The following is a 21101-nucleotide window of genomic DNA, read 5'->3' as shown; positions in this document are numbered from 1 at the left end:
CTAGTGGATTTGACAACTGACTAAGCCTTCGCTTTCGGAATGGCAACCAAAGTAATAGAATTAGCTGGGTAAGTTGCCTGAAAGCCAGCAGCGCTGACACTTAAATCGTTCTGACGGACGATCGCCCGCAAGTTCGCCTCGCTGTAGGTGTAAACTTGAGCTTTGGCACCTGGGTTAAAGCCTTTCAGACTCAAGTTGCTGGTCAAGTTTTTACTGGTTTTGTTAATGATTACCAGCGTCAAAGCACCATCCTGAGTGCGTTGTGCTCCGTAGATTGACAATTGTCCCAGATCTGTACTTTGCGATCGCACCCAAGTCTCCCCGTACTTGCTGCCCTTACCGTCATAATTCATGTAGGTTCGGAAGGCATAAGCCCCCGGTTCCGAAGACTTGGGAGGCCCCCACAGCGTCGCTAAATCCAGTTGTTCCCGCCCAAAAATCCCCAGGATCTCGGCTTGAGTTAAGGCACCGTTCATCGACTCCAAACCGCCCCAATTGTATTCAGTAATGGCGACTTTTGTACCTGGGTAATCTTGCTTGACCCATTCTCGAAACCGGGGTATAATTGTTAGCGGCGGATTGTATTTACCAATCCAACTTTCATCAGTATAAGTGCTGTCCCACAGAGAACGAGTCGATCGCAATCGGGCTGCTTGCGTCTTAGCATCGCCGGCGGGACAATTAGCCAAACAGAGGTCATCGACGACAGGATAGTAGTGTTCGTCGAAATAGTCGAGGATGCGAACACCTTTTTGCTGTTCGTAGGCGCGCATTTGCTGCAAGTACCACCGCGCGAACCAGACGCCACCGTGTTTTTCGCGATCGCCCTTTACCCCAGAATCCACATAAACCGGCCAGCCAAAATCCGATGGCCCGAGTACCTTAGCGGTGGGATCTGTGGCTTTTACCATTGACGCATATTGGAAAGTGCGATCGCGCAATTCGTCATAACTTGTCGGTTCTGGATGAACATCGCGGTGAGTGTTTCCCCAACCGCTTGGTTCATTGTCCATTTGATAAATTTGCACGCCGCCCTTAGCGGCAGTACCGTGGGTTTTAACTAAATGTTGAACCCAAGCTTTTTGGAAATCTGGGTTACTGACAATACTAACATCAAGGCGGTTATTATTAGTAATTAAAGTGCCGTCGGGACGCTTCCCATTCCCGCACTTATCGCCTTCGGGAAAAATGTAGGGATTGGTTTTTTCTTGCGCGCCGTATTTGGATACTCTAAAACCGCAGTTCCAAGTGCTAAACTTATTTACATAGCCTATCATCGGGATGGTAACGATGCTTTTGCTGCCGTTATTGCGGTTAGTTTTGACAATTTTGTCAGTGGAATCGCCGGGAATGGGGTTTTTGTTGTCGCCGCCGCCGACGAAAAAGAAGTCATCGCCGACGTTGGAAGAATCGACTAACCAGTTGTAGCGGCTAGTGTGATTGGCGCCCCAGCGTTCCACCGGAATTCGCAACTCTTTGGCGAGGGCCGGATCTATGGCAAAATCGTTCATACCGTAGATGTCGGGACTGATGGAATGGCGATCGGCCCTCACGTCTACAGATAAGGTGGGACTGGCTGTTTGGGCGATGCCTACGGCCAGCTTCGCTAACGCGCTTTTGAAGTAGGCCGCAGTGGCGATCGTTGCCAAAGCTGCCAAAACGCCTAATAATAGTAGGATAATCCAGCGTGGTTTGTTGGAGGGCGATCGCCATAAAAATCGTGGATTCATTAATTTTGTGATATAGTGTTTAATAGAGCTTGTTTAAAATCTACTGCATTTTTGTAATAAATTTCAGGATTGTCGATTAAAGCGCGATCGATTACAGTAGCTAGCGGTTGAGGGATTGACGAAGTGCGATCGCGAATCGGAACCGCATCATTATCCAAAACAGCACGAAACGGGTCTAATCCTGCAAAATTGCGAGGCGAATATCCCGTAATCATCACATACAAACAAGCAGCCGCCGCCCAAACATCAACCTCCGGTTTCGCATACTTATAATCAAGCACTTGCTGTCGCGGCATAAAACACGGCGTACCAACAGCATTACCACTCATAGTTAAACCGCTTAAACCAGCTTGATCGAAAGCCTTTGCTAACCCATAATCCCCAATCTTAGCAACTTGTTTGCCGCCAATATTCGCCAAAAAAATATTCCCCGGCTTCAAATCCCGGTGAATCAAACCCTGTCCCTTTGCAAAACTACCATCAGCCAATCTGACATTGGGGATTTCCACATTATGCGTATAAATCAAACCATCTAACACTTGTATAATAATAGCTACAGATTCGGCGATCGGCAAAGTGTTCACACCGCGTTTTGCCATCAAATCAACAACACTACCACCCTCGCAGTATTCCATCGTAAAAAAGAAAGTTTCATCAGCATAACCCGACTCTTTAAATCCTACCACATTCGGATGCTTCAAACATTTAGTATTATCAACTTCCCGCAAAAACCAATTCACCGCCCGCTGATTCGCCGCTACCTTTGGTAACATCACCTTCAGCGCGACTTCTTCGTTTGTCTGCTTGTGTCGCGCCAAATAAACCAAACTAAAACCACCCTTACCCAACTCCTTCAGCAAAACATAATCGCCGAGAGTTCCAATATTATTTTTACCACCCACAGCTTTGAACAGAAAAGCTTTCAACATTTCCCACAGATTGGCTTGATTTGAGGGAATGATTGGGGGTGATTGTTGTTGGAGATTTTTGGCAATTTCCGGGTCAAGAGCAACAGCAACTCGAAAAGAAGTATCGCTGAGTGTAAATTCATCTCCCCCTTGCAAGTCGTACTCTGGAAATTGAATTTGAGCAGCTTCTTCGGGAGATTGATGTGCTTCTCGCTGACCAATTTTTTTGCTATTCACAAAAGTACCATTTTTGCTACCGAAATCGCGCACGCGGATATCGGGAGGATTGATATCTAGCAAACAGTGATAGCGAGAAATCGTGCGGTGTTTTTCGTCGTCGGGAATATTGGGATAGCAATCTTTGGCGCGGCCGATAATGCAAGTTGTGCGGGTATCAAAGCTGAATTCTTGGCCTTTGAGATTGCCTGCGGTGATGGTGAGGGTAACTTTTGAAGTCATATAGATTTATAGATTTTGGATTATTCAATTTGGGATTTGGATGCTCGAAACTCTTGCTCCGCACCCTTAACAAAGGACTAACTCTTGCTCCCCCCCTTACCAAGGGGGGGCTGGGGGGGGTAAAAGAGTTGATGCAATAAACGATGTAATTTAATCTACCCTCCTAACTCTTGCTCCCCCCTTACCAAGGGGGATTAACTCTTGCTCCCCCCCTTACCAAGGGGGGGCTGGGGGGGTAAAACACCCGATGTTCTCAACGATTTAATCCCCTCCACAATCACCTCTAAAACCCCATCCAAATTATGATAAACATCATCATTAGTAAACCTCAAAAAATGAATTTTTGCCGACTCAATAAACTCTTGCCTTTCTGCATCATATTCTACAGCACCATCCACAAAATGACTGTCACCATCAACTTCTAGTGCTAACTTGATTTCCGGCGAGTAGAAGTCGATCGCAAATGCTGCTACACTATATTGTCTGCGAAATTTACAATTTTCAAGCTGTCTGTTTCTGATACGTTTCCATAGCTGCTTTTCAGCTTCTGTCATTTCTCTGCGAAGTTTCTGCCGCTTGAATTTTTCCGAGCTTCTGTTGTAGAGTTTTGTCATTGTTATATAGGATTTTATTGTTGGTTACTGGTATTTTACCCCCCCCAGCCCCCCCTTGCTAAGGGGGGGAGTAAGAGTTAGTCCTCATGCAATAATTCATCAATGAATTCTTCCCGTTCATCCTCTGTCATTCCATCCCAGTCTTTTCCCCTTTGTGCAGCAGCTTGTCTCGCTTTTTCTGGGCTATCATGGGTTAACTTTGCCCAAGATTCCCAAGGCTGCATCAGCAATAGTTTTAATAATTCGTGTTTTTTGCGATCGGGTAATTTTTGAGCTAATTCAATTACTTGCTCATCGGTTAATGTTAATGTTGGCATTGATTCACCTCTCAGTAAAATCTGCTTTTTCAATATATCATATAGCCTTTCTCAGAAAGATGAGGTATGATGTTACTGACACTTACTCATGAGGATCAAACAGATAAGACGCGATCGAATGAACTATAATTATATGGTTCAGTAAAGCCCAGCGGAAGCGATATAACACATAATAGCATTGTTCTGACAGCACGAAGAAGTTGACTCACAACACGTTTACTTGTACTCCTCTTCATACATTGTGAAAAATGAAAACGTATTCGATTGATTTTCGGCAAAAAATTCTTGATACTTATCATACTGAACCGATTTCACAAAAAGCAATAGCTAAGCGTTTTTCTGTAGCCCTCAGCTTTGTACAAAAATTGCTTAAACAATATCGTGAAACAAAAAATATTACTCCCCGAACTGACCGATGTGGAGTCAAAGGCAAACTGAATGCAGAGCAACTACTCATATTGGGGAAATTGATTGAAGAAAATAATGATGCCACTCTTGAAGAACTTCGTTATTTACTTTATGGAAAAATTGGATTTTCTGTTAGTATATCGACAATAGCAAGAATGATAAAACTCTTAGATATTACCGTCAAAAAAAAGACTCTATTCCCTTCAGGCAAAGGCACAGAGCGAGTCCAAATACTGCGATGTGAGTTCTGGGAAAAAATTAAAAAGATTAGTTTGAAAGACTTAATATTCATTGATGAATCTGGAGTTAATTTGGCAATGGTTAGATTATATGCTAGAGCTTTGAAAGGTCAGAGAGCCAAGGGGCCAAAGCCAACTAAACGTGGTCAAAATGTCTCAATAATTGGAGCAATGTCAGTGTCTGAAATTTTGACATCGGTTAATCTAATAGGCGGAACTGATGCAATTACATTTGAAGCTTTTATTATCAGAAAACTTGTGCCAAAACTATGGAAAGGGGCTTGTGTAGTCATGGATAATTGTCCCATTCACTTGGGAGACGAAGTGAAAAAAGCTATCGAAAAAAAAGGGGCAAAATTAATATTGTTATCTCCTTATTCACCAGATTTTTCACCAATTGAAAATCTGTGGTCAAAGCTTAAAAATATTCTCCGTTCGATCGAGACACCTAATTATCAAGAATTAGCCAAAGCCATAGAGTTGGCGTTGGGTCAAGTTACATCATCAAATATTTTTAACTGGTTTACACACTGCTGTTATTGTACCTCATCTTTCTGAGAAAGGCTATAACACAAACAGCTATAGTCCTGGACGCGGGGGGTTGAGAAACCGGGTTTTTTACGACAATATATCGTTCCCGTCACAGATTCAATAAAAACCCGGTTTCTTTGGCCACAATGCGTAAGTTCAGAAACCGGGTTTTTTACAACAATATATCGTTCCCGTCACAGATTCAATAAAAACCCGGTTTCTTTGGACGTAGTGCGTAATTCCTGTAAGTATTCTTTGGCTTTGCTTCGATTCTTAAAGGCTGTTGGTTGGGCGACAGAAACCGGGTTTCTTCCTGAATCTGGGTGATGATGCGTAAATTATCGCAGAAACCCGGTTTCTTGGATGTAGCGCGGTGCTCAGAAACCGGGTTTCTTCCTAAATCTCGGTGAGGATGTTTAGATACTCGCAGAAACCCGGTTTCTTAGATTTTGCGCGGTGCTTATGGAGTTTGGAAGCTGTTGGTGGGGAGGTAGAAACCGGGTTTCTTCCTGAATGTGGGTGATGATGCGTAAATTATCGCAGAAACCCGGTTTCTGAGATTGATTTTACTTTGATTATTTGCTCGTTATGTCCCCACAAGCCCGTCGGAAACGTAGACAGGGCATGGCTTCGTGGTTTTGGGCTTTGTTATAAATCTTTATGAAATCCTGAAACGCTTAGATGTTACACTTTACAAGTCTCGACGAGAAAGAAGAGACCAACCCCCACCCAAACAACTTCTCCAACTTCCCAACTCCCTTCAAAAAACACCCCATTGGGAGGTGAGCTTCTGGTAATTTCTCTGAAAAAGTGAGGTCGTTGTAGTACAGCCATTGGTCCTTTTTTCTCCAGCCTACCTTGTCGCCAAACTTATACCAAACTTCTGTATCGTATTGTGTGGTTCCCCCCAGACTTTGATAGATGCACTTCTGCACGCTAAAGCCAAAGTGACCGTTTGAATATTGTACCCAAAGTTGGTCGATGGTACGCAAATCGTGGCAGGGGAATTTTTCAATATCCTTTATATTCAGCCATCCTTTTTCCTCCCTACCCGCCACCTTTAACATCACTCTTGCGGTTTCTTCATCCGCCTCTTTCCACTTACCCGTCGCCAATAAATTCTGCAAGTTTGTATAATCCATTCCCACTGTTGAAACCAACTTCACCTCAACAGCCATCTGTTTGAGCACAATACTTTCTGTATTGACGCGAGAGAAGAGAACCACCCACCCCACCCCCAACCGCCACCCCACCCATCCACTCCGAAGTGGGAGGTGAGCTTCTGGCGCTTTCTCTGAAAAAGTGAGGTCTTTGTAGTACAGCCATTTGTTATTTTTTCTCCACCCTACCCGATCGCCAAACTTTTCCCAAACCTCACTATCATACTCCCTAGTTCCCCCCAGACTTTTATAAATGCGTTTCTGCACGCTAAAGCCGAAGCGCCCATTGCTGTATTTTACCCAAAGTTGGTCAATGGTACGCAAGTCCTCGCCGGGAAAATTATCAATACTTTCTGTATTCAGCCCTCCTTCTTTCTCCCTACCCGCCACCTTCAACATAACTCTCGCCGTTTCCTCATCGGCTTCTCGCCACTTTTTAGACGCCAATAAATTCTGCAAATTTGTATAATCCATCCCCACGGCTGAAACCACCCGCGTAGTCTCAGCAGCCACTGGTTTTGGTATCAGCAAATCCAACCATTCCTGCACCGACTGCGGGCGATTTTGCGGTTCCAACTCCATCCCTTTCATAATCGCCACATTCACCCTGTCGCTAATCTCAGAATTGTGCTGCTTCGGCGGAGTTAAAGGAATATTTTGCTTTCTGAATTGCGACGGAAAGGGCAACTCACCAGTCAACATGACATAAAGCGTTGCTGCTAGGGAATAAACATCTGTATAAGCACCAAGTTCGGCGCGTTTTTCTAATAATTCAATGGGTGCGTAGCACTCAGTACCGGAATTACTATTTGTCCTCAGTTTCCCCGGCGCTGTAACCTGCCGCGCTAAGCCGAAATCAATCAAAACTGCTTCAAAACCCCGCTTTCTGAGCATAACATTTTGGGGTTTAATATCGAGATGAGTAAATTTTTTCTGGTGGACAAAACTCAGGGCGCTTCCGACTTGTTGAATAATTGGCAAAGCTTTCGCTTCGGACAAAATGCCGTTATCTTCGAGATATTCTGCTAAGTTAGTGCCGTCGATTAATTCCATCACCATGCACCACAATTCGATATTTCCTGCCATTTCGGGAAATACTTCGTAAACTTGGACGACGTGGGGATGGCTGCATCTTGCTAAAGATAATGCTTCGTTGACAAATTTGGTTTGGTATTCGCGAAAGTTTGGCTTACCTTGAACGTTGGCATTTAGGGTTTTGATGGCGACTACTTTGCCTTCTTTGGGTTGTTGGGCGCGGTAGGTGACTCCGAATCCGCCGCCGCCGAGGATGGCTTCGATGATGTATTTGCCGTTGTGGATTTGTTGTCCGGGGGGCCAGTGCCTCATGGCGGGTTTGTGGGGATGGAGAGGATGGTTTTGATTATAGCTGAGATGGGGGAATTTTGTTGGGGGCTTTGGGTGAGGGTGAGAAACCGGGTTTTTTCGGAGGTTGTCGGCGGTGGCGAAAATTCTCATAAAAACCCGGTTTCTTGAGGCCTTGGGTAAGGTGGAGAAACCGGGTTTTTTCGAGATTTTGGGCTGCAATCAAGTATTGTCGCAAAAACCCGGTTTCTTGGAGTCTTCGCGTGAGGCCAGAAACCGGGTTTTTTCCGAGATTTAGGGTTTTAGTGGGGTATTGTCGCAAAAACCCGGTTTCTTGGGGCTTTGCGCGAGGTTCAGAAACCGGGTTTTTTCCGAGATTTAGGTGACAGTTTTAATTTTGGCAAAAACCCGGTTTCAATCTTAAGTGTAAGCCTCCATTGGCAGACAAGAACAGACAAAATTACGATCGCCAAAAGCATTATCTACCCGGCCCACCGCAGGCCAAAACTTATGTTCGCGAGTCCAAGGAGTCGGATAAGCAGCTTCGGCGCGAGTATAAGGATGATTCCACTCATCAACCATCAGAGATTCTGCGGTGTGTGGCGCATTTTTCAAGACGTTATTTTGCGCGTCAACATTGCCATTTTCAATCTCGGCAATCTCCCCACGAATCGCAATCATCGCATCGCAAAAACGGTCTAATTCCTGCTTCGATTCGCTTTCCGTCGGTTCCACCATCACCGTACCGGCGACAGGCCAAGAAACTGTCGGCGCGTGATAGCCGTAATCCATCAGGCGTTTGGCGATATCATCGACTTCAATCCCTGCGGTTTTTTTGAGAAGTCGCAAATCCAGAATACACTCATGGGCGACTAAACCAGATTTCCCTTTGTACAAAACCGGATAATAGGATTCTAACCGTTGCGCCATATAATTCGCATTCAGAATTGCTACCTTCGTTGCCTCAGTTAAACCAACTCCTCCCATCATCCGAATGTACATCCAAGAAATAGTCAAAATGCTCGCACTTCCCCAAGGCGCCGCCGAAACAGCACCAACTGATTGCGATATTTCACCGCCTCCCTTACCAAGGGACGATTCTATCTTGCTCCCCCCCTTAGCAAGGGGGGGTTGGGGGGGGTAAGTTCTTAATTCTGTATCAGTAGAAGGCAAAAATTCCACCAAATGAGACATGACTCCAATCGGCCCCATGCCGGGGCCGCCACCACCGTGGGGGATACAGAAAGTTTTGTGCAAATTCAAGTGACAAACATCAGCACCAAAATCACCGGGGCGACACAAACCAACTTGAGCATTCATATTAGCCCCGTCCATATAAACTTGTCCGCCGCAGTTGTGGACAATCTCGCAAATTTCTTTGATTTTCGACTCAAACACGCCGTGGGTAGATGGATATGTTACCATCAAAGCAGCTAATTCATTTTTGTGTTTGTCGGCTTTCTTTTGCAAGTCGGCGACATCAATATTGCCCTGGGAATCGCACTCGACAGCAACTACTTTCATCCCCGCCATCACCGCGCTAGCCGGATTTGTACCGTGGGCTGACTGGGGAATTAAACAGATATTGCGGTGAGATTCGCCTCGGTGTTCGTGGTATTGGTGAATTACTAACAATCCCGCATATTCGCCCTGGGAACCAGCGTTTGGCTGTAAGGAAATTCCGGCAAAACCGGTGATTTCGGCTAGCCATTGTTCGAGTTGCACGAACATCATTTGATAGCCGCGAGTTTGGTTGCGCGGTGCAAAGGGATGTATGTTACCAAATTCCGCCCATGTCACGGGAACCATCTCGGCTGTGGCATTCAATTTCATCGTGCATGAACCTAGGGGAATCATCGATGTATTTAGCGATAAATCCTTGGCTTCTAAACGGTGCATATAGCGCAACAGTTCAGTTTCGGAATGGTAGCTGTTGAAAACTGGATGGGTGAGATAACTGGTTGTACGATCGCAAAACTCAGGTAACATCATATAGGAAGTGAAGGCGTCTGCATTCAGCGGAACGCTCAGAGAATTCTCGCCGTCACCCCTGATATAATCCTTCTCCCGTGCAAAGATTTTCCACAACTCTTTGACATCGCCCGCCGTGACAGTTTCATCCAGAGTAATCCCCACGGTTGTTTCATCGAACACCCGCAGATTAATGTGGCGATTTTGAGCGGCTTGGAGAACTTCCGATAGCGGTTTATCTCCCAATTCTACCCGGAGAGTATCGAAGAAAGGTCGATCGCCAATTGCGTATCCAAAACTGGAAAGGCCAGATGCTAAAATTGCGGTTAAGCTGCGTACTTGTTCGGCAATTTGTTTGAGTCCAGACGGGCCGTGATAAACAGCATACATACTCGCCATCACTGCTAGCAAAACTTGGGCGGTACAAATATTGCTAGTTGCTTTTTCGCGGCGGATGTGCTGTTCGCGAGTTTGCAAAGCCAAACGTAAAGCAGATTTGCCGTTAGCATCTTTGGAAACGCCAACAATTCGCCCTGGAACTTGCCGTTTAAACTCTTCTCGCGTCGCGAAATAGGCTGCGTGGGGCCCTCCGAATCCCATCGGCACTCCGAAGCGCTGGGTGCTTCCTACGGCTATGTCAGCGCCGAATTCGCCGGGGGGTGTGAGGATGCAAAGACTCAAAATATCGGCGGCTACTGTGACTAAGGCGCCGGCTTGATGTGCCGATCGAATAAAATCGGTATAGTCGTAAATTGCGCCATCGGTGGCTGGGTATTGCAGAAGTGCACCGAAGATAGTACGATCGCACTCAAAGCTTTGATGATCGCCGACAATCACTTCAATTCCCAGCGGTTTAGCGCGAGTTTGCACCACTTCCACGGTTTGAGGGTGACAATCTTGCGAGACAAAAAACGCTTGTGCTTTATTTTTATTAGCGGCGTAACTCACCGCCATAGCTTCCGCAGCCGCAGTCGCTTCATCCAGCAAGGAAGCGTTAGCAATTTCCAAACCCGTGAGCTCGATTATCATGGTTTGGAAATTCAGCAAAGCTTCTAATCGCCCTTGGGCAATTTCGGCTTGGTAGGGAGTGTAGGCTGTATACCAGCCCGGATTTTCGAGGATATTGCGCTGGATAACTGGGGGTGTGATGCAGTTGTGATATCCTGTCCCGATGTACGATCGAAATACGTGATTTTTAGCAGCAATTTCTTTCAATTCTGCCAAAGCAGCGTACTCGCTTTTGGCTGCGGGAAGTTGTAGGGGTTGATTCATGCGAATCGCCGCTGGAATCGTTTTGTCAATTAACTCATCGAGGCTGGAAATACCCAAAACATCTAGCATTTGCTGGATTTCGCTGGGTGTTGGGCCAATATGTCTTCCCGCAAAACCGTCGATGGGGGAAAGGTTTTGCTGTTGGTTGGGTTCAATTTGCGGGCTGTAGAGTACCAAGGCTGATTCTCCTGAATGGATTTCTTATTACTTTGTAACATTTCGCAAAGAGAACAAGGAAGATTTTCTGCGTCTATCAAAGTCCGACAGGGGTTGAAACCCCTGTCTCATAGCAGAAGTCGTCTGAAGACGACTGTAGATTAAAGTCGGTGGTTGAAACCGCAAAGCGAGTTAAACGAAGTCTGCTTTAGCTGGCGAAGAGATCAAAGGGGTATTTAAGTCGGATTTGGTATCAGTCGTCTTTAGACGACTTGTGCTAAAAGCCCCGTGGGTTTCAACCCCTGGCGGATTGTGGAAGAATCAAGGAACCCCATGCCCCATGCCCTGTTTGGCCCATGCCCTATTCCCCTTCTACCATTTTGCGATAGTCTTGAACCGACAAAGCATCATCCGCATCGCTAGCGTTGTCAACGCGCACTTTCAGAAACCAGCCAGCGCCGTAGGGATCTTCAGCCAAGTTTTCGGGAGACTCTATAATGTCATCATTGCGTTCTACGACTGTACCAGTCACAGGCGCTTTCAAGTCTTCAACTGCTTTCACTGACTCGACTGTACCGAATGGTTCGCCCTTTTCCAACCCTGCACCGACTTCAGGCAAATCTAGAAACACAATATCACCGAGTTGGTCAACTGCAAAGGAACTGATGCCGATCGTGGCTATTTCCCCTTCGAGTCGGATGTATTCGTGAGTGTCTAGGTATTTTAGGTCATCGGGGTATTGTAGTGCCATGTTTTTTCTCGCAATGAACAAAGTCTCAATTAAATCTTATTAAATTATGGGCATTGAGTTATGGCAAATTGGAATAAAAAAAATATGAACCTTTTACTTTTCGGGGAATTCTCTGTCCAACGAGTCTTTAGCTCTATAATTTTTATCTACGCTTTTCTGTGTCTTTACGCAGTCTTTTTTTCAGACAGGTTGATTTTTCAACCTCCCGCTGCTGGCTACCAGGATACCAGCGAAATCATTAAACTTAGCTCAGCTAATGGTCTGAAAATTTCTGCTGTTCATTTTCCGAACCCCCAAGCCCAATATACCATACTTTACAGTCACGGCAATGCAGAGGATTTGGGATATATTTGGTCGGTTTTGCGAGAGATTCGAGATAGCGGGTTTGCTGTATTTGCTTACGATTATCAAGGTTACGGTACGAGTCAGGGAAAGCCTTCTGAGTATAATGTTTATCGCGATAGTTCGGCGGCTTACGGTTATTTAACCGAACAGTTGCGAGTTCCGCCTAAGCAGATTATTGTGTACGGACGTTCTGTTGGTGGCGGGCCGGCTATTGATTTGGCTTCGCGGCAATCTGTGGGCGGTTTGGTGGTTGAAAGTTCGTTTGTTTCGGTTTTTCGGGTGTTGACGCAGATTCCGCTTTTGCCATTTGATAAGTTTGTGAATGTTGATAAAATTGGTAAAGTACGATCGCCCGTTTTAGTAATTCACGGTAAGGCAGATCGGGTGGTGCCGTTTTGGCACGGAGAGCAGCTTTTTGCGGCTGCTAAGCAGCCGAAACTTAATTTTTGGGTCGATCGCGCCGGACACAACGATTTAATGGAGGTCGCTGGCGATCGCTATGCTACGACTTTGCGAAGGTTTGTTGGTGCGATCGCCAATTAAGTTTGCAGTCAGGACTTGAGTCCTCAGAAAGAAGGACTGATATCGTTTCCGGTTGCATCGGAATGATTTAACCGCAGAGAACGCAGAGGACACAGAGAGAATAGAGAGATTAACAATTCCCATGCTACCGGATTTGATATGAAGTCCGAACGATCGAACCTTTTTTTTCGATTTATTTAAGGTTGAATGAAAATGCCGATCGCATTATGGACTCTCGCAGCAGTAGACGGCGGGCGATCGAGCAAACTGCCTCCCAAATACAAACTTGTCGAACTTCCCCCATCCAAGTTTAAAGCCTCCACAGCACCCATTTGCTGCAATATCTGCGCCAGTTCCGCGAAATTTGGGCCGGCCCCGCCCGCGCGATTGTGCACAGCTACAATTAGCAAATTCCCCGCAGCAGTGCGCCCGATCGCACTCCGAATCGCCGTCTGTCGAACATACGCATCGCTAAAGCCTTCCGCCTTCGCATCCACAGCCACTCGACTGTTTTTTACCAACACCGGCCCGCCACCGAGAATGTAGGGAAAGCGGTTGAAATTAGCCGGAATTGTGTTAGTTTCCAAACGCAATAAATTTCCTGCTAGCAATTGGGATGCAGGAGACAAATCGGAACGCAAAGCTAAAATATAACCGTTTCCTGGAATTGGAAAATTGGTTTTTCCCGTGGCACCTCCGGGGGATTGACTGACAACTCTATCGCCCGCAACTGTGACAACTATTTCATCGTCGGAAAACGGAGTATAAGTCCCTCCCCAATCTGGATTGTAACGGCCGATTCCCGATTCCACGTAGGCACTATTTAACTGGGAAATAGATAAACGCTGATTTGCTGAAGTTATCAAAGTTTCTTGCAAAGTTAAACGATCGATCGCAAATTCGCCTCGATCGTTCCAAGCGATCGCCCCGCGATTCAATATCGGCCCGGAAAGCCATTTCGTATCCCGCCGAATCGCACCTAAAGCTAGTCGATTGATGCGATTGAAAAATCCGGCATTAATTGCAGCAGCCGTTCCCGAAAGTTCCGCTGTTTGTAATAAAGGTGCACTACCTTTCTCTGTCGGCGGATTGCTCAACAACGGTCGAATTTTGATGCCGGATTGACGCGGATTCACTTCTAAGGAATATACCGGGAAACGCGCTGTTCCTAAATTTTGATACTGTTGTCTCCATCGAACTCCCGCCGCCCAAGCAATGTCTTTTTCTACTAACGAGTCGGGGCGAATGTCGATTACTAATCGATGGGGATTTCCTAAACTGAAAACTTGCGGCCGCCAACCTAAGGGAATTTGTACTTTGATTCTGGTTTGATTCCCCGCAGGTTCGATTTTTAGCGATCGCAATTGCTGACTGGTTACAAAAATGCGATCGCCCAAAGTGCGATCGACTTTGGCATCGATCGCGATCGACCATTCTTGACTGGCGATCGCCTGTATGGGTGCTAGCGGCTGCGAGAATGCTGGTTTTGTCGGGTCGTCTGGTGTTTCGAGGTTTGGTGTTACGGGGCTGACCTGCAAAGGGATAGCGGGTTTTGTGGGGTCGTCTGTTGGTGATGGGCTGGGTGTATCCACAAAGTTAACTTGCCACGGGGCGGCGCGATCGAGATCTAGAACAATGCGATCGCCCGTTTCTCTGGCTGCTTGCCGAATTCCGGTGACATTCGCAGGTTGAGTGGTGATTTTTAGGAGATTATTGTCGATCGATATTTGCCAGCCGGCAAGTTTAGCAAAATCGGTAATATCTAAGTAACGATACGCACCAGTCGATCGCACTGTCAAACTTTGAGCATTACTTAAAGATACGGAAAACCACTGTACAGGTTGTTTGGTACTGTCGGCGGTGGACAGCAAATCGACTCCGGCAGATTGCATTAAGCCAACATCCGCAATCCAAGTTCTGAAATTAGTAGAAGTGTTATTTGTTGGCTGTTGAGTCCAAGCTAAGGGAATGATCCGCCCGTTGAGGGAGATTTGGCGACCTTGTTTGATTGTGGCAACTGGCGGTATAGATTGAGTCATCAGTTTTAACTCAGACTTTGCACTATTCTTGGACAGAGGCAAGATGCCTGTGCCACTATCCATCAAGCTATTTGTGGGGTGGGCATCTTGCCCGCCCCCAGAGGCCACAGGCAAGATGCCTGTGCCACTATTTATCAAGCCTTTCTTTGTGGGGTGGGCATCTTGCCCGCCCCCAGAGGCCACAGGCAAGATGCCCCCAGAGGCCACAGGCAAGATGCCTGTGTCACCATTTATCAAGCCTTTCTTTGTGGGGTGGGCTTCTAGCCCGCCCTCAGTCACAGGCAAGATGCCCCCAGAGGCCACAGGCAAGATGCCTGTGCCACTCCGACTCTCTTGGGCTGTTGCAGGTTGATTCCAGACTGAGTACAGAAGGATCGTCGCCAGTACGGGCGAAATCGACACTGACAATATCCAGGGCCAAACACTCGATCGCCTTCTGTTAGCTGCTACTAGCCGTTTTTGTCTAATGTGCATTTTTTTATTCTGGAAACCTAAAACCATTAACCTTCAAAAACGCCTGTCTTATAGCACAACGGTAAAAAATTCTAATTTTATTGGATAATCTTAATTTCTTTGGCTGTGTAGTTGGCTGTAGTTAGTTGCATAATATTAAGGCAGGGTTTAATTAGTTGTGAGCCTCGCTGCTACAACACTACTTGCACCTACTCACGCCCGCGAGCAGGTGTCTTTTATGTCTGGGGCGCTGACGAAAGCAACTAAACACCGCAGTGAACAAAATAAAGCTAAAGTTACTATTTACTGATGTTCGCTGCAAGGCGATCGAGCGGACTCAGGAAAAAACACGCAAAAAACTCGATCGCCCCCAATATATCTAGTTGCAGGGCGGCAATTTATCAAAGGATCGCTGCTTTTTAACCGCAGCGTATTTTGCGAGATATCTCCGAAGCGATGCGATCGAGATAATTTAAAATCTCCAAACAGGGTTTCCGCGTTACGTACAGGAAGCATCTACGTAAATTTTTATCGAATCAGCTTGCTATGTGCTGTTTTAAGATTTACTAGACTCCCACCGCTCGGCAGCATTCTCTCTCCGAGCTATAAAAACAAATCAACCACACAATCACAGAAATAACATTCAATCAACATGGGTAACACGATCGATCTAAACAGCAACGTGCATCAAACTGAGCGAGGAACTCCATTTGCCGGCCAAAACTGGTTAGTGGAAGAAAGAGATGCCTGCGGTGTGGGGTTTATTGCCAATCAAAGCGGCGAAGCTACGCACTCACTTATTCAAAAAGCCCTCCCAGCCTTAACTTGTCTGGAACATCGCGGCGGTTGCAGTGCAGACTCCGATTCTGGCGACGGCGCAGGTTTGATGACTGCAATTCCTTGGGAATTGTTGCATACTTGGTTTGCCGAACAGGGAATTGTGCCTCCACCACAGGAAAACTGCGGGGTAGGAATGATGTTTCTGTCTCAAGATGAAAGTCAAGCCAATACCGCGCGGCAGGTGGTTGAGGAAGTTGTGAAAGCACGCGGTTTCACTGTGGTGGGATGGCGGAAAGTTCCCGTTGTACCGTCGGTTTTGGGCCCGCAAGCACGGGAAAATCAACCTCAAATCGAACAAATCATTGTAAGTTCACCAAACTTAGCCGGAGATGAGCTCGACAGACAGTTATTTCTCGCCCGCCGCACGATCGGACACTCGCTATCGGATCGCCCAGGCTTCACCCGCCAAGACTTTTATAGTTGCTCTTTTTCTTCCCGCACGATCGTCTATAAAGGCATGGTGCGATCGGCAATACTCGGAGAATTTTACCTCGATCTGAAAAATCCCGCTTATAAAAGCGCCTTTGCCGTCTATCACCGCCGCTTCAGCACCAACACCATGCCCCGCTGGCACCTAGCCCAACCCATGCGCTTGCTGGGACACAACGGCGAAATTAATACGCTGTTGGGCAATATTACCTGGATGAAAGCGCGACAAGCGAATTTATCTCACCCGAATTGGAGTCAAGCCGACATCGACACCTTCAATCCCATTGTCAACTCCGAAAGCAGCGATTCGGCAAACTTGGACAACGTGATGGAAATGTTGGTGCACTCCGGCCGATCGCCCCTGGAATCGCTGACAATTATGGTGCCCGAAGCCTACAAAAATCAGCCGGATTTGGTTCCCTATCCCGAAATTGTCGATTTTTACGAATATTACAGCGGTATTCAAGAACCTTGGGATGGCCCGGCGCTGTTGGTATTTAGCGATGGCAAGCAAGTAGGTGCTACGCTCGATCGCAACGGTTTGCGTCCAGCCCGCTACTGCATTACTAAAGACGGTTTGGTAATTGTCGCCTCCGAAGCCGGAGTTGTCGATATTCCCGAAGCAGATATCGTCGAAAAAGGCCGCTTGGGGCCCGGACAAATGATTGCAGTGGACTTGCAAACCAAGGAAATTCTCAAAAATTGGCAGCTAAAACAGCGGATTGCGAAGCGCCACCCCTACGGCGAATGGCTCAAACAACACCGCGAAACCTTGCAACCTCAGCCTTTTGCCGAAACCGCAACCCTCGACTCGCAAGCCCTGTTAGCCACCCAAACTGCTTTTGGCTACACCGCCGAAGATTTGGATATGGTAATTGTGGAGATGGCAAGTTCTGGAAAAGAACCGACTTTCTGCATGGGCGATGACATTCCCTTAGCTGTGTTGTCAGAAAAGCCTCAGTTACTTTATAACTATTTCAAACAGCGGTTTGCTCAAGTGACAAATCCGCCGATCGACCCCCTGCGCGAGGGGATGGTGATGTCGCTGACAATGAATATGGGTTTGCGCGGCAATTTACTGCAAGCAACACCGGAAAATGCCAAGCTGCTAAAAATTGATTCCCCCGTACTCAACGACGGTGAACTGTCTTTCTTGAAAGACCAAAAGTCTTTCCCTGCAAAGCAACTGTCAACTCTTTACAAAATTACTTCCGGGCCTGCTGGCTTGCAAAGCGCAGTCGAGCAACTTTGTCAAGATGCTGTGGAGGCAATTCGATCGGGCGCAAGAATTCTGATCTTGAGCGATCGACCATCGCAGAAAAAAGGCGAATCTGCTGCTGTGGGATTGAGTGATGAATGCACTTACATTCCCCCCTTGCTAGCAGTTGGTGCAGTTCACCACCACTTAATTAGCGTCGGGATGCGGATGCAAACTTCGCTGGTTGTGGATACGGCGCAGTGCTGGAGCACTCACCACTTCGCGTGTTTGATTGGTTACGGCGCGATCGCAGTTTGCCCTTATTTAGCACTGGAAAGCGTGCGCGGCTGGTGGTTTGACACCAAAACTCAAAATTTGATGGAACATGGCAAAGTTCCCAAGATTACCGTCACTGAGGCTCAAGCTAAATATCGCACAGCGGTAGAAAACGGCTTGCTGAAGATTATGTCGAAAATGGGGATTTCGCTGCTGTCTAGCTATCAAGGCGCGCAAATCTTTGAGGCGATCGGCATTGGCGCCGATCTGCTCAATTTGGGATTCAAAGGCACTGTGTCTCGAATCGGCGGTTTGAGTATCGCTGAACTTGCTAACGAGGTAATGTCTTTCCACTCTCAGGCTTTCCCCGAATTACTCCAGAAAAAGCTGGAAAACTTCGGCTTCGTGCAGTACCGCCGAGGTGGCGAATATCACATGAACAGCCCGGAAATGGCCAAGGCTTTGCACAAGGCTGTGGCTACATTTAAGGCTGATACTAACGGTAACGGTAACGGGGCCGAAGTCTCTCCCGCCGCGAGCGGGGACGCTCGCACTGAAGCAAAAACGGCTTACGATCATTACGAGGTTTACAAAAAACAGCTAGAAAACCGCCCGGTTACGGCTTTACGAGATTTGCTCGACTTTGCGAGCGATCGCCCTTCCATCCCCATCGAAGAAGTCGAATCTGTAGCAGATGTTGTCAAACGCTTCGCCACCGGCGGAATGTCTCTCGGCGCTTTGTCGCCGGAAGCCCACGAAACACTCGCCATTGCAATGAACCGCATCGGCGGCAAATCCAACTCCGGCGAAGGCGGCGAAGACCCGATTCGATACAATGTGCTGAACGATGTGAGCGCGGCCGGTTTCTCACAAACCCTACCTCACTTAAAAGGTTTGCAGAACGGCGATACAGCCTGTTCGTCCATCAAACAGGTAGCTTCAGGACGTTTCGGGGTAACTCCTGAGTATCTGATGAGCGCCAAACAAATCGAAATTAAAGTCGCACAAGGTGCGAAACCGGGTGAAGGCGGTCAATTACCGGGGCCGAAAGTGAGCGAGTACATCGCCTATTTGCGCCGATCGAAACCGGGTGTCACTTTGATTTCGCCTCCTCCTCACCACGACATTTATTCGATCGAGGATTTGGCGCAGTTGATTTTTGACTTGCATCAAATCAATCCGAAAGCGGGTGTTTCGGTGAAGTTGGTATCGGAAGTCGGTATCGGCACTGTAGCAGCGGGCGTTGCGAAGGCAAATGCTGATGTGATTCAAATTTCCGGCCACGACGGCGGCACCGGTGCGTCTCCACTTAGTTCGATTAAACACGCAGGTTCTCCGTGGGAACTCGGATTGACCGAAGTTCACCGAGTGCTGATTGAGAACAAGTTGCGCGATCGAGTTTTACTGCGCGTTGACGGCGGCTTCAAAACTGGTTGGGACGTAATTATCGGCGCTTTGATGGGCGGCGAAGAGTACGGTTTCGGCACCGTGGCAATGATTGCCGAAGGCTGCATTATGGCTCGCGTTTGCCACATGAATAGTTGTCCTGTGGGCGTCACAACTCAACAGGAACACTTGCGGAAACGGTTCCCCGGAACGCCGGAACACGTGGTTAATTTCTTCTATTTCGTAGCAGAAGAAGTGCGGAGTTTGTTGGCGAAGTTGGGTTATAAGTCGATCGCAGATATCATCGGCCGCGCGGATTTGCTGAAGATGCGGGATGGGGTGAAACTAACTAAAACTCAAGCGATTAATTTGGATTGTTTGACGAAGTTACCGGATACTAAGGGCGATCGATCTTTCTTAGTCCACGGCGACATTCACACCAACGGGCCTGTGCTGGATGACGAATTGTTGGCGGATGTTGAGATTCAAAGTGCGATCGGCAATCACGGCACTGTCAGCAAGAATGTAACATTGGTAAATACCGATCGCACTGTGGGAGCGCGTTTATCAGGTGCGATCGCGCTGCAACACGGCAACACCGGCTTTAGCGGTGAAATTACCCTCAACTGCACGGGTAGCGCGGGCCAAAGCTTCGGCGCGTTCAATTTGCCGGGGATGACGCTGGTACTGTCTGGCCAAGCTAACGACTACGTTGGTAAGGGGATGCACGGTGGCGAAATTGCGATCAAACCGCCGATTGGTGCGACGTATGATGCAGCCGAAAATGCGATCGTTGGCAACACTTGCTTGTACGGCGCGACGGGCGGAACCCTGTTAGCTGCGGGTAAAGCGGGCGAACGGTTTGCGGTGCGTAACTCAATGGCGAAAGCAGTCATTGAAGGTGCAGGCGATCACTGTTGCGAGTACATGACTGGTGGCGTGATCGTCGTCCTAGGAAAAGTCGGCCGGAACGTCGGCGCTGGAATGACTGGCGGCTTGGGTTATTTCCTCGATGAAGATGGCAATTTCCCGGCTCACGTCAACGGGGAGATTGTCAAGATGCAGCGGGTTTCTACAGCCGCTGGGGAAGCGCAGTTGAAGGAGTTGATTGAGATGCAGTGCGATCGAACGGGCAGCAAAAAAGCCGCGAAGATTCTCGCAAATTGGTCGGAATATTTGCCGAAGTTCTGGCAAGTTGTGCCGCCAAGTGAAGCGAATTCGCCGGAGGCTTCGGAACAAAAGATTGCTGTGGAAGTTTAATTTTGCGGCTGGTTAAATAGATGAGGGGTGACGCGAGTTGCCCCTTTTTTGATAATTATTCTGGGTTTTTGAGCTGTAGAGTCGATCGCAACGCTGCGGTGTTATACTAAATGTCAGGTGTAACACCTGTTAACATAAGCAACTTTTAAAGCTATATGAAGACAGGTGTATTACCCGAGGACAAGTGTTTGAAGGTAAAGAGTAGAGATAATGGGTATTAATGTATGCGAGCAAACAAGCAATGCCTTCCAAAAAGCCTGTAATCACCATCCGAGTGAACCCCGAAGAATATGAGGTTTTGCAAGAATGGGCTGATTCCGAGTTCAGAAGTGTGCCCAGCTTAGTGCTGGCATTCGTTCGGAAAACGCTCTTAGAGCGCAAGCAGCAACACCCAGACTATCGAACTCAACAACCTAAATCTAAGTGCGACTCGTTGATTGGCAAATCACGGTAAACAGTCCGTACATAGCTAATCCAACTCTAACCAACAACGGAAAAGAGTTGAACTCTCGGA

Annotated in this window: 13 protein-coding genes; 4 read left to right on the top strand and 9 right to left on the bottom strand. The window is 47.4% G+C overall.

Features of this window, described 5'->3' with window-relative positions:
- Positions 1-20: 20 nt before the first annotated feature.
- The 4 genes from JGK07_RS19145 to JGK07_RS19130 form a co-directional block, all read right to left on the bottom strand.
- The gene (locus JGK07_RS19145) at positions 21-1730 is read right to left on the bottom strand and encodes a glycoside hydrolase family 44 protein (protein WP_293242678.1); all 1710 of its coding nucleotides are present in this window, start codon (positions 1728-1730) and stop codon (positions 21-23) included.
- Positions 1730-3097 carry a protein kinase gene (locus JGK07_RS19140; protein WP_293226685.1) on the bottom strand — a complete coding sequence of 456 codons (1368 nt, stop codon included), beginning with the start codon at positions 3095-3097 and terminating at the stop codon, positions 1730-1732. Before JGK07_RS19140 ends, JGK07_RS19145 begins: the two co-directional genes overlap by 1 nt.
- A 194-nt stretch (positions 3098-3291) precedes the next feature.
- On the bottom strand, positions 3292-3711 hold the full coding sequence (locus JGK07_RS19135; RefSeq protein ID WP_293226688.1) for an endonuclease domain-containing protein: 420 nt from the start codon (positions 3709-3711) through the stop codon (positions 3292-3294).
- Between the two features lie 77 nt (positions 3712-3788).
- Complete coding sequence (locus tag JGK07_RS19130; RefSeq protein WP_293226692.1) at positions 3789-4028, bottom strand: hypothetical protein; 240 nt, start codon at positions 4026-4028, stop codon at positions 3789-3791.
- Between the two features lie 248 nt (positions 4029-4276).
- On the opposite strand from JGK07_RS19130, the gene JGK07_RS19125 reads away from it, so the two are divergent.
- Positions 4277-5233, top strand: coding sequence for an IS630 family transposase (locus JGK07_RS19125; RefSeq protein WP_293242680.1), 957 nt, complete (start codon positions 4277-4279; stop codon positions 5231-5233).
- 650 nt (positions 5234-5883) lie between these two features.
- Here JGK07_RS19125 and JGK07_RS19120 read toward each other — a convergent pair.
- From JGK07_RS19120 to gcvH, 3 genes are all read right to left on the bottom strand, one after another.
- The gene (locus JGK07_RS19120; RefSeq protein ID WP_293226753.1) at positions 5884-7713 is read right to left on the bottom strand and encodes a serine/threonine-protein kinase; all 1830 of its coding nucleotides are present in this window, start codon (positions 7711-7713) and stop codon (positions 5884-5886) included.
- Between the two features lie 396 nt (positions 7714-8109).
- A complete protein-coding gene (gene gcvP, locus JGK07_RS19115) occupies positions 8110-11109 on the bottom strand; it encodes an aminomethyl-transferring glycine dehydrogenase (protein ID WP_293242683.1) in 3000 nt (999 codons plus the stop codon).
- A 340-nt stretch (positions 11110-11449) separates the two neighbouring features.
- A complete protein-coding gene (gcvH, locus tag JGK07_RS19110; RefSeq protein ID WP_293184463.1) occupies positions 11450-11839 on the bottom strand; it encodes a glycine cleavage system protein GcvH in 390 nt (129 codons plus the stop codon).
- A gap of 60 nt (positions 11840-11899) precedes the next feature.
- On the opposite strand from gcvH, the gene JGK07_RS19105 reads away from it, so the two are divergent.
- Positions 11900-12727, top strand: a complete 828-nt coding sequence (locus tag JGK07_RS19105) for an alpha/beta hydrolase (RefSeq protein WP_293193260.1) — start codon at positions 11900-11902, stop codon at positions 12725-12727.
- A 176-nt stretch (positions 12728-12903) separates the two neighbouring features.
- Here the strand turns inward: JGK07_RS19105 and JGK07_RS19100 are convergent, their stop codons facing one another.
- Together JGK07_RS19100 and JGK07_RS19095 are read right to left on the bottom strand one after the other, a co-directional pair.
- The gene (locus JGK07_RS19100; protein WP_293242686.1) at positions 12904-15219 is read right to left on the bottom strand and encodes a phosphodiester glycosidase family protein; all 2316 of its coding nucleotides are present in this window, start codon (positions 15217-15219) and stop codon (positions 12904-12906) included.
- Between the two features lie 282 nt (positions 15220-15501).
- A complete protein-coding gene (locus JGK07_RS19095) occupies positions 15502-15714 on the bottom strand; it encodes a hypothetical protein (RefSeq protein ID WP_293193262.1) in 213 nt (70 codons plus the stop codon).
- A 136-nt stretch (positions 15715-15850) separates the two neighbouring features.
- On the opposite strand from JGK07_RS19095, the gene JGK07_RS19090 reads away from it, so the two are divergent.
- Positions 15851-20587 carry a glutamate synthase-related protein gene (locus JGK07_RS19090; RefSeq protein WP_293226615.1) on the top strand — a complete coding sequence of 1579 codons (4737 nt, stop codon included), beginning with the start codon at positions 15851-15853 and terminating at the stop codon, positions 20585-20587.
- Between the two features lie 220 nt (positions 20588-20807).
- Entirely contained in the window at positions 20808-21041 is a 234-nt protein-coding gene (locus JGK07_RS19085) for a hypothetical protein (RefSeq protein ID WP_293193264.1), read from the top strand.
- The last annotated feature ends 60 nt before the right edge of the window (positions 21042-21101 follow it).

Source organism: Microcoleus sp. PH2017_24_DOB_U_A (assembly GCF_020738205.1).
In the GTDB taxonomy this organism is placed as follows: Bacteria; Cyanobacteriota; Cyanobacteriia; order Cyanobacteriales; family Microcoleaceae; genus Microcoleus.
The sequence above is the reverse complement of the archived record's forward strand: the minus strand, read 5'-3'. Positions and strand labels throughout refer to the sequence as shown.